This is a genomic window from Pseudomonas sp. (assembly GCF_035497915.1).
Lineage (GTDB): Bacteria > Pseudomonadota > Gammaproteobacteria > Pseudomonadales > Pseudomonadaceae > Serpens.
In genome coordinates this window covers 137,139-147,638 of the sequence record NZ_DATJCS010000036.1, presented here as the reverse complement: position 1 = coordinate 147,638, position 10,500 = coordinate 137,139, and the positions used below count along the sequence as shown (strand labels likewise).

Here is a 10,500-nt window from a genome sequence, read left to right as displayed (position 1 = left end):
CGTGAATCGAAAGTTTTCAGGAACACACAGGCATGACCCTTCAAGGCGCTGAAGAACAACGACTCGCACAGGCATACCAGGAGCGGGATTATCAGCAGATCACCAGAATCGCCGAGAGCATGATTAGCAGCGATTACCCGAGCAGCATGCCGTGGCGATACCTGGCGGAAGCCCACAAGAAGCTGGGGAAGCTTGCCGAGCGCGCCTCGCTCATCAAGCAGGCCGCCAAGCTGTTTCCGGATGATCTCGAAATCCAGTTCGAGCTTGCCTGTCTTCACCTGCAATCTGGCGAAGCCCATACCGCCCAGCAGGTGTTTGGCAGAATCCTCCGACTGAACCCCGAGCATGCACCCACCCTGACCCATCAGGGGCATCTGTTGCTCATGGAAGGGAAGCTGGAGCAGGCCGGCAGGAAACTTCTCGAGGCGATCAAGGCCAATCCGCACTTCGCCCTCGCCCACAATGAAATGGGCAAGCTTCTGTTGCTTCAAGAGCAATACGAACATGCCCTGATGGCCTTTGAAACCGCCACGCAACTTGACAACAGTCTTCCTGAATACCGCATCAACCTGGCCAAGTGCCTGACCATGCTCAAGCGCTTCAAGGAAGCAAAGGAGGCCGCTCTACGCGCCCTCGAGCTGGTGCCCAGCGATGTGACGGCCGGGATGCTGCTTGGCGAATCTCTACTCAATCTTCAGGAGTTCGACGAGGCCGAAGGCCTGTTTCGCACCTTGATCGAGATCGAGCCACAGGAACATACCCTGCATCTCAATCTCGGCATCTGTCTGAGCAAGAAGGGCAACCATGTCAAAGCCGCCCGCGCATTCGCCGAAGCCTATCGCCTGAACAAGAAACACCTTCCAACGCTGCTGAAATTCGCGATTTCCCTGAAGACGCTCAAGCTTTACCAGCAAGCCATCGTGGTGGCGCTGGAAGCCGTGAAGACGCTACCCGACTCCGTATTGGCGCATCGTTTTGTGGCGGGCCTGCTAAGAGAGCAGGGCAGAGCCAAGCAAGCCAAGGTTCACTATCGCAAGGCAATCAAGCTGGAGCCGGAAAATACCGAACTGCAGTACCTGCTGGGCGTAACCCTCCTTGAAAATCAGGAATATCACAAGGCTCGCGATCAGCTGGAACTGGCCCACGCGCTGCACGTCGAGCAGGCGTTACCCCACCTGGCCAGCGCTTACGTCATGTGCGGGGAAACGGAAAAGCTGCTTGGACTCATTCCTCAGCTGGAAGCCAGAGCGAAGGATTACTTCTCGCTCAGCACTCTCATGTTTACCTCAACCCAGATCGAGGGACATGACATTCGCTACGCCGACCTGGCACGCCGCTTCAATGCCGTCGCGATGCAAAACCTGCCGAAGTCGGACGTTGCGCTGCCGCGCAAGTCCCCGGAAACGCTCAACATTGGTTTTGTCTCCGGAGACTTTAAGCATCACCCGGTCGGCCTGTTCCTGAAGAACACGATACCCGAGCTGGCAAAGCACCGGATCAAGACCTTTGCTTATTCCAACATTTCCAAAAGCGACGCCCTCACCGAGCATTTTGAAAAATCCTTCCATGCTTGGCGAAACATCCGCTTCATGGATGCCGACCAGGCCTGCGCCATCATCAAGGAGGACCAGATCGATATCCTTGTCGATCTTTCTGGCCATACACGGGACGGTCGCCTGGAAATCTTTGCCCGCAAGCCAGCACCGATTCAGGTCAGCTGGCTTGGCTATTGGGATTCGACCGGCCTGGAAACGATGGATTACTTCCTTGCCGATCCCGTCAGCCTGCCGGAAGGCAGCGCCTCTGACTTTACCGAGACCATCTTCAGGCTGCCGCAAACGCGTCTTTGCTATTCGCCGCCCGAAACCAGTCCTGCCGTCAGCGAAACGCCTGCGCTGAAAAACGGATTCATCACCTTTGGTTCATTCCAGTCCCTGCGCAAGGTCAGCCACAGGGTCATCCAGGTCTGGGCGGAGATCCTCAAGGCTGTGCCGGATGCCAGGTTTCGCTGGCAATGCATGCAGCTGGATTCCAGCGAGAACCGAAAAGCCATTGCGGCCCTGTTCAAGCAGTTCGGAATCAACCCCAACCGCCTGATACTGACCGGAGCCACCAACTGGAACGATTATCTGAAGAAGCATTCCGAAGTGGACATTCTTCTCGACAGTTTCCCCTTCCCTGGCGGAACCACAACGTGCGATGCCGTCTGGATGGGTGTTCCTACCGTGACACTCATGGGAGAAACCATGATTGCCCGGCAGGGAGCCAGTCTGCTGAGTGCCGCCGGACTGGAAGACTGGATCGCGCAGGATATTCAGGACTTCATCGAAAAAGCCGTACGCGCCGCCCGAGACGTGGAAAAACTCAATAACCGGCGACTGGAAATCCGCAATAAAGCGCAGAGTCTGCCCATTTTCAATGCCGAGCTTTTTGCAGCACAACTTTCTGAAGCATTCTTTTCAATTCACGCCCTTCAAGAAGCAAGAACTCCTACTCACTGACTAGAAGTCCAACGAGAAAAAAGACCCGATGAAAACCATAGCCGAGCTTTACCAAACTCACGATGGCAATGTTTCCGACAAATGGAGCAGCTATTTCGCCTTCTACGAAAGGGCCTTCAGTCCGATCCGCAACAACCCCGTTCGGCTACTGGAAGTCGGCATTCAAAATGGCGGTTCGCTGGAAATCTGGGGCAAATACTTCAGCAATGCGCAGAAGCTGCTGGGCTGCGACATCAACCCCAACTGCCGCAAAATCGAACACTCCGATCCCAGAATCAGCGTGATCATTGGCGATATCAAGGCACCGGCCACGCTACAGCAGGTTTTCGAGCAATCGCCCAAATTCGACGTGATCATCGATGATGGCTCGCACACCAGCTCCGACATCATTCAGGCCTTCTGCAAGCTCTTTTCCAGCCTGGAACACGGCGGTCTCTACATCATCGAGGACCTGCATGCCAGTTACTGGAAGCCGTGGGAGGGCGGTCTGAACCTTCGCACCTCTTCCATGGCATTCCTGAAAAAACTTGCCGACGTGATCAACTTCGAACACTGGGGTCTTCCGCAGAGCCGCCTTGAGTATCTCAAGGAGTTCGGGGTTTCTCCGGAGTTGACTGAGGCCCTGCTCGGTGAAATCAATTCCATCGAGTTTGCCAACTCCGTTTGCCTGATCACGAAAAGACCCCATGCCCAAAACCAGCTTGGCAAGCGTCGAATCACGGGTTTGACGGAAGTGGTTGCCCAGGCGCGCCAGGCCGACGGGATGATTTTGACCGCTCCGCAGCAAAAAGACGTCAGCCCTGCACTTTCCGACTCGACCAGCAACCAATTGGTCCATCTGCTTAATGAGAAACTGGCCAGCAAGGACAAGTTGATTGCCATGCTTTCCCAGCAAGTCGTTGACCTGCAGCAACTGCTCGAATTCAAGCCGGAATAACAATGCGCATCGTGCGGCTGTAAATTCAGCCGCACCTCCCCGCCCGCACTTTCGATACATCCCGTCGAACCATGCCCCACCGCCAGGAAACATGGCGGGGCCGTCAATTGGAATGACTACCTACATGCTCGTTCGCCGTTTTTTGTACAGCCTCGCCCTCACCCTGATCACCACCCTCTCCGCCCAGGCGGCCCCGCTGACCATGGTGCGCGACTACACCTACCGGGCCAGCGAGAACGACTCGAAGGTCAGTGCGCGCAAGGCTGCGCTGCAGCAGCTGCAGGCGCTGGTCATCGAAGAGGTGGGCGTGCAGGTGCAGTCATCGCTGGACAGCTCGGAACGCCTGGACGGCGAGGCGTTTTCCCGCACCGTGCAGACCAACATCCAGTCCTTCGCCCAGGCGCTGACCCGCACGCGAATCCTGGAAGAGCAGTGGGACGGCGAACACTTCTTCGTCAAGGCGGAGATCGAGGTCGACCCCGACGGCCTGGGCAGGCAACTGCAGGTGCTGCAGAAGGGCACCAGCGCCGACCCATGCGCCGCCAAGGCGGCCGAATACCAGACCCTGGGCAAGAAGCTTCCCGGCGCGCAGCGCACTGCGGAACTGCTAGCCCTGTCCCTCTCCGTTCCCTTCGATTACGACTGCCATCGCTGGCAGTACGACCTGGCCCCGCTCCTGTTCCATGAAAAAGTGCCGCTGCCGGGGTACCGGGACTACCTGTTCGCCCAGGCGAAAAGCGTCAGACCCGAGGAAGCCGAGCTGCTGCTGCCCATGGTCATCGATCTGGCCTTGCGCGAGGACGATCTTTCGGCAACCGAGTGGCAGCAGATTATCGACGGGCTGGGCCGGCTTCGTCCGCTCCGCGTGCGCCGCGCCTTTTCCGAGCTATCCGGGGGCACCCAGCCGGAGCGAGAAAATGCCACCGCGACCCGGCATCAATCCGTTGAGCAATTGGCGGAACAGATACAGCAGCTCCTTCAGCAGGCCGCTGCTGGAAAAATTGGCACACCGCCCATGTCGCGGAGCGAGGTGGCCAGCGATCTGTACCACGTCATCTTGTTCAGACAACCCAGGCTGGCCGCCCAGCTGCTGGAGCAGGAATACCTCACCATCGGCAACCCGGAACTGGCGCTCAAGGAGGCCGTCACTGCGTTTCTCGGCGCCAAGCCGTTGAGCCTGGAAGATGTTTACTGGAAAGCACTCGATCGGCTGCTGACGCGCTTCGATGCGGACAGGCAGCTTCCGTCCGGGCAAGTCAGCCGTCTGCTGTTGACCCTGGATCAGCATCACACCGAGACCGCAGAGGAAAAGCGATTGGTCGACCTGGTCGCCCACCGACATCGCGACCTGTTGTCCCATGCGTTGAACAAGCGCGCCGCCAGCAAGGACAGGGATCTGCTGTTCATTCGCTACCAACTGCCGGATTCACCGGCCTGCCAACCCGCCGATTGCGCGCGCCAGCTGTTCGGCAAGCACGCGCTCGAGGCCAGCGAGCTGCTGCTGGCCTATGGCCCCCGAGCGAACGAAACACGGCAGGAAGTCCTGCGGAAGCTGGAACGGCTCCTGGCGTCGAACCGATTCCCTCAACAGTATGAAATGACCGTTAACCTGATACGCCTGTTGGGCCTGTTTCCCACGATCGACGACCCGACCCTGGCCCTGCTGGTCCGCGCAATGGGCGATTACGAAGGGGAGCCCACCCGCGAGGCGCACAGGATCCTCGTCAGCCACTATCCGGCCAGTCTGGACGCGGTGCTGCAGGGCATCCACCAGCCCCAAACACCGCGCATGCAGGCCCATCTGGTCAGGGTGCTGGCTGATATGCCGGCAGATCCACGCATACAGACATTCCTCAAAGCACTCGAACCACAGGATCAGACGGTGCGTTATTTCATCGAGGATGCCCTGGCGGCACAGCTCGCGCAGCAACCCTGAAGACTGCGCTCGCACCGGGACAGCCGCCACTTCGAAACGGATCTTTCGCTATAGGAATTGCTAATGTCGCTTCGCTTCTTTCTGTGCGGCCTCGCCCTCACGCTGACCACCAGCCTCTCTGCCCAGGCGGCGCCGGTGACCATGGTCCGCGACTACACCTACCGGGCCAGCGAGAACGACTCCAAGGTCAGTGCGCGCAAGGCCGCGCTGCAGCAGCTGCAGGCGCTGGTCATCGAAGAAGTCGGCGTGCAGGTGCAGTCATCGCTGGACAGTGCGGAACGTCTGGACGGCGAGGCCTTTTCCCGCACCGTGCAGACCAATATCCAGTCCTTCGCCCAGGCACTGACCCGTACGCGGATTCTGGAAGAGCAGTGGGACGGGGAGCGGTTCATCCTCAAGGCGGAGATCGAGATCGACCCCGAAGGCCTGGGCAAGCAACTGCAGGTGCTGCACAAGGGCGCCAGCGCCGACCCGTGTACCACCAAGGCCGCCGAGTACCAGGCCCTGCGCAAGAAGCTTCCCGGCGCACAACGCACTGCGGAAACGCTGGCCCTGTCCCTCTCCGTCCCCTTCGATTACGACTGCCATCGCTGGCAGTACGACCTGGCCCCGGCGCTGATCAGTGGTCAGGAACCGCTGCCGGGCTACCGGGATTACCTGTTCGCTCAGGCAAAGAGCGTCAGGCCCGAGGAAACCGAACTGCTGCTGCCCATGGCAATCAACGCTGCGTTTCGCGAGAGCGAGCTTTCCGCCGGAGAGTGGCAGCAGATCGTCGACGGCCTGGCGCGAATCACGCCGAACAACCTGAAGAGCAGCCTCTGGGACCTTGCCGGCCACACTGAATCCCAACGGGACAGTGCCCACCCCGCGCCTGGCCACCAGCAATCCATCGAGAGGCTGACGGAGCAGATCGAACAGCTGCTTGGCCTGGCCGATGCCGGAAAGATTGCCACGCCGCCCATGTCACGGGGTGAGCTGGCCCACGAGCTGTACCGGATCACCCGGCAGAAACAGCCCCTGCTGGCCGCCGAATTGCTGGTACGGGAACACCTCACGATCAGCAGGCCCGAATGGGTGCTCCGCGATGCCATCGAGGAGGTGCGCACCAGACCTCTGGACCTGGACGCTCCCTACTGGAAGGCTGTCGAACGGCTCCTGACGCGAGTGCACAAGGACGGAGCGGACCTCGTGCCGGCGCCGCAACAGATCTACCACTTGCTTCTGGCACTGGACGCACGCACCAAAACCGAAGAACAAGCGCGCCTGGTGGAACAGGTCGTCGATCGGCACCGCGCCCTGTTTGCCCATACGCTGAAGACCTATCAGTACGTCGACGCCCTGACCCGCGACGAGCTGTCCGTTCGCTATCGGCTGCCCGGTGCGACGGCCTGTGCCCCCGCCGAATGCGCGCGCCAGCTGCGCGACAATGAAAAAGCATACGATGCAAGCGTCCTGCTGCTGGCCTATGGCGCACGGGCAAGCAGCCAGCAGGCGAACATCGTTCGCAGATTGCAACAGACGCTGCTGCCTTTTCAGGCCCGTGCCTATCGATACTCCGAAATGAAGAAGAATCTGATCCGTTTCCTGGCCCTGCACGGTACAGCCAACGAGCAGACGATTGCGCTCATGATCCAGATGCTGGGAGATCTGGATCCCGGCGACTCCACTATTCAGGCAGGCAATATACTGGCGGCCTTCTACCCGGACAGCCTCGATGCGCTCCTGCATGCCTTCCCCACGCAGGAAAGCCTGGTCCAGCAACGCATACTGGGCGTGTTGGGCGACATGCCCGCCGATGCCCGCATCCAGGCATTCCTGGGCCGGCTGGCAGGGGAAATGCCCCACCTGCGTTTCGTCATCGAGGATACGCTGGCGGCGCAGCTAGGCAAGCAATAGCGCCAGCCGACCGGCGGCGCTCAGACGCGCCGCTTCGGCAGGCTGGTTTCAGACAGCCCCAGGCTGTGGCTGAGGGTGTTGACCAGATTCTCGAAAGCCCGCGACGGCTCGGTCACCCGCAGGCCCTGTTCGAAGCCCTTGCGGAAATTCTTGCGGGTCCACTGGCAGACCACCTTGAGAACGATCTGCTGCTCCAGCGTCAGGTCGCTCTTCGGCACCTCAAGGCGAATCTCGTATTCGTCGCCGACCTTGAAGGATTCTTCACCGATGAGGCGCAACCCTCCCAGCGAGACATCGGCGGCGAAGCCCAGCGGCAGATTACGGGCGTTGTCGATCACATCGATACGCAGGCCCTTGATAAACGGGAAACGGCTGAACTTACGCATTCTTCGGCTCGTCTTGATCCAGAGAAAACCATAATGGCATTACGCCCTGGCCGCTAGTCTAAGCCGTTCCGCCGCCCGGACCAATCCGTCTCTGCCCACCCCTGTTAGAATCGCCGGCTTTCGGTTCCAGGGCGCGACCCATGTCACGACTCAACCCCCGCCAGCAGGAAGCGGTGCACTACATCGGCGGGCCGATGCTGGTGCTGGCCGGCGCCGGCTCCGGCAAGACCAGCGTGATCACCCGCAAGATCGCCTACCTGATTCAGCAATGCGGCATCCGCGCCCAGAACATCGTGGCGGTGACCTTCACCAACAAGGCCGCCCGCGAGATGAAGGCGCGCGTCGCCACCCTGCTCAAGCCCGGCGAGGGCAAGGGCCTGACGGTGTCGACCTTCCACAACCTGGGTCTGAACATCATTCGCAAGGAATACGCCAAGCTCGGCTACAAGCCGGGCTTCTCGATCTTCGACGAGGGCGACATCAAGGCGCTGCTCGGCGACATCATGCAGAAGGAGTATTCCGGCGACGACGGTGTCGACGAGATCAAGAACTACATCGGCGCCTGGAAGAACGACCTGATCCTGCCCGAGGAGGCGCTGGCCACCGCCCGCAACCCGCGCGAGCAGACCGCCGCCATCGTCTACATGCACTACCAGCGCACGCTCAAGGCGTACAACGCGGTGGACTTCGACGACCTGATCCTGCTGCCCGTGAAGCTGTTCCAGGACCATCCCGAGGTCCTGGAGAAATGGCGCAATCGCGTGCGCTACATGCTGGTGGACGAATACCAGGACACCAACGCCAGCCAGTACCTGCTGGTCAAGCTGCTGGTGCAGGAGCGTGCGCACTTCACTGTGGTGGGCGACGACGACCAGTCGATCTACGCCTGGCGCGGTGCGCGACCGGAAAACCTCATGCAGCTCAAGGAGGACTTTCCCTCGCTGCAGGTGGTAATGCTCGAGCAGAACTACCGCTCCACCAGTCGCATCCTCAAGTGTGCCAACGTGCTGATCGCCAACAACCCGCACGTGTTCCAGAAGCAACTGTGGTCGGAGATGGGCCACGGCGACCCGATTCGCGTGATCCGCTGCAAGAACGAGGACGCCGAGGCCGAGCGCATCGCCCTGGAAATCTTCACCCTGCACCTGCGCACCCAGCGCCCGTACAACGAGTTCGCCATCCTCTATCGCGGCAACTTCCAGGCCAAGCTGATGGAGCTCAAGCTGCAGCACCACCAGATTCCCTACCGGCTGTCCGGCGGCACCAGCTTCTTCGCCCGTCAGGAGGTGAAGGACCTGATGAGTTACTTCCGCCTGCTGGTCAACCCGGACGACGACAACGCCTTCCTGCGGGTGATCAACGTGCCGCGCCGCGAGATCGGCTCGACCACGCTGGAGAAACTCGGCAACTACGCCACCGAGCGGGGCATCTCCATGTATGCCGCCTGCGAGGAGATCGGCCTGGGCGAACGACTGGACAGCCGCTACACGGAGCGGCTGAGCCGCTTCAAGCGCTACATGGACACGCTGCGCCAGCAGTGCGCCGAGGACGACCCGATCCAGGCGCTGCGCAGCATGGTCATGGACATCGATTACGAAGGCTGGATCCGTGGCAACAGCTCCAGCGACAAGGCCGCCGACTACCGCATGGGCAACGTCTGGTTCCTGATCGACGCGTTGAAGAACACGCTGGAAAAGGACGAGGACGGCGAGATGACCATCGAGGAAGCCATCGGCAAGCTGGTGCTGCGCGACATGCTGGAGCGCCAGCAGGAAGAGGAAGAGGGCGCCGATGGCGTGCAGATGATGACGCTGCATGCCTCCAAGGGCCTGGAATTCCCCTACGTGTTCATCATGGGCATGGAGGAGGAGCTGCTGCCGCACCGCTCGAGCATCGAGGCCGACACCATCGAGGAAGAGCGCCGCCTGGCCTACGTGGGCATCACCCGCGCCCGGCAGAACCTGGCGATGACCTTCGCCGCCAAGCGCAAGCAGTACGGCGAAATCATCGACTGCCTGCCCAGCCGCTTCCTCGACGAACTGCCCCAGGACGACCTGGAGTGGGAAGGCCTGGAGGAGGCGCCGCAGGAAGTGAAGGCGGCGCGCGGCAACGACGCGCTGGCCGGTATCCGTGCCATGCTGAAGCGATGAACGACGCCAGCCAGCGCACCCTCGCCCATTACCAGCGCAACGCCAAAGCCTTCGAGGCCGGCACCCGCGAGCACGATGTCAGCCAGAACATCCAGGCGCTGCTGCGCCACCTGCCGGCGCGGCCGGGCCTGGCGATCCTCGACTTCGGCTGCGGCCCGGGCCGCGACCTGTGCGCCTTCAAGGCGCTCGGCCATGCGCCGGTGGGCCTGGACGGCTGCGCCGCGTTCGTGGGCATGGCGCGCCAGGCCAGCGGCTGCGAGGTCTGGCTGCAGGACTTCCTGGCCCTCGATCTGCCCGCCGAGCGCTTCGATGGCATCTTCGCCAACGCCGCGCTGTTCCACATCCCCGGCGCCGAACTGCCTCGGGTGCTGGGCCAATTGCGCGACAGCCTGAAACCTGGCGGCGTGCTGTTCAGCTCCAACCCGCGCGGGCACAACGAGGAAGGCTGGCAGGGCGAGCGCTACGGCGTGTGGCACGACTGGCCCCACTGGCGCACGCTGCTGAGGGAAGCCGGCTTCGCGGAACTGGAGCACTACTACCGCCCCGCCGGCCTGCCCCGCGACCAGCAACCCTGGCTGGCCAGCGTGTGGCGCAAGGCCTGAAAGCGCACGAACCCTGTAGGAGACTTCAGTCGCGAGCTTCTGGCGTCGGCCGGCACGAAAAAGCATCGCGGCTAAAGCCGCCCCCACCAAAA

Annotated in this window: 7 protein-coding genes; 6 read left to right on the top strand and 1 reads right to left on the bottom strand. The window is 61.2% G+C overall.

From position 1 onward, the window contains the following. Positions 1-32 precede the first annotated feature (32 nt). From VL129_RS10935 to VL129_RS10920, 4 genes are all read left to right on the top strand, one after another. Positions 33-2,501, top strand: a complete 2,469-nt coding sequence (locus tag VL129_RS10935; protein WP_325412847.1) for a tetratricopeptide repeat protein — start codon at positions 33-35, stop codon at positions 2,499-2,501. A gap of 28 nt (positions 2,502-2,529) precedes the next feature. Continuing rightward, entirely contained in the window at positions 2,530-3,438 is a 909-nt protein-coding gene (locus VL129_RS10930; RefSeq protein ID WP_325412846.1) for a class I SAM-dependent methyltransferase, read from the top strand. A gap of 124 nt (positions 3,439-3,562) precedes the next feature. Then, a complete protein-coding gene (locus VL129_RS10925; protein WP_325412845.1) occupies positions 3,563-5,374 on the top strand; it encodes a hypothetical protein in 1,812 nt (603 codons plus the stop codon). Positions 5,375-5,437: 63 nt separating this feature from the next. Further along, positions 5,438-7,270: a hypothetical protein gene (locus tag VL129_RS10920; RefSeq protein WP_325412844.1), complete on the top strand. Its 1,833-nt coding sequence runs from the start codon at positions 5,438-5,440 to the stop codon at positions 7,268-7,270. A 20-nt stretch (positions 7,271-7,290) separates the two neighbouring features. Here VL129_RS10920 and VL129_RS10915 read toward each other — a convergent pair whose 3' ends face one another. Continuing rightward, complete coding sequence (locus VL129_RS10915) at positions 7,291-7,656, bottom strand: PilZ domain-containing protein (RefSeq protein ID WP_325412843.1); 366 nt, start codon at positions 7,654-7,656, stop codon at positions 7,291-7,293. 140 nt (positions 7,657-7,796) lie between these two features. Here VL129_RS10915 and rep point away from each other — a divergent pair, with 140 nt between their 5' ends. Together rep and VL129_RS10905 are read left to right on the top strand one after the other, a co-directional pair. Next, complete coding sequence (gene rep, locus VL129_RS10910) at positions 7,797-9,806, top strand: DNA helicase Rep (protein WP_325412842.1); 2,010 nt, start codon at positions 7,797-7,799, stop codon at positions 9,804-9,806. Next, the gene (locus tag VL129_RS10905) at positions 9,803-10,408 is read left to right on the top strand and encodes a class I SAM-dependent DNA methyltransferase (protein ID WP_325412841.1); all 606 of its coding nucleotides are present in this window, start codon (positions 9,803-9,805) and stop codon (positions 10,406-10,408) included. The genes rep and VL129_RS10905 overlap by 4 nt, the downstream gene beginning before the upstream one ends. Positions 10,409-10,500: the final 92 nt, after the last annotated feature.

What these genes read in the sequence shown, in the direction of transcription:
- VL129_RS10935 (WP_325412847.1), top strand. Translation starts at nt 33, where the DNA reads ATGACCCTTCAAGGCGCTGAAGAACAACGACTCGCACAGGCATACCAG.
- rep (WP_325412842.1), top strand. Translation starts at nt 7,797, where the DNA reads ATGTCACGACTCAACCCCCGCCAGCAGGAAGCGGTGCACTACATCGGC.
- VL129_RS10920 (WP_325412844.1), top strand. Translation starts at nt 5,438, where the DNA reads ATGTCGCTTCGCTTCTTTCTGTGCGGCCTCGCCCTCACGCTGACCACC.
- VL129_RS10925 (WP_325412845.1), top strand. Translation starts at nt 3,563, where the DNA reads ATGCTCGTTCGCCGTTTTTTGTACAGCCTCGCCCTCACCCTGATCACC.
- VL129_RS10905 (WP_325412841.1), top strand. Translation starts at nt 9,803, where the DNA reads ATGAACGACGCCAGCCAGCGCACCCTCGCCCATTACCAGCGCAACGCC.
- VL129_RS10930 (WP_325412846.1), top strand. Translation starts at nt 2,530, where the DNA reads ATGAAAACCATAGCCGAGCTTTACCAAACTCACGATGGCAATGTTTCC.
- VL129_RS10915 (WP_325412843.1), bottom strand. Translation starts at nt 7,656, where the DNA reads ATGCGTAAGTTCAGCCGTTTCCCGTTTATCAAGGGCCTGCGTATCGAT.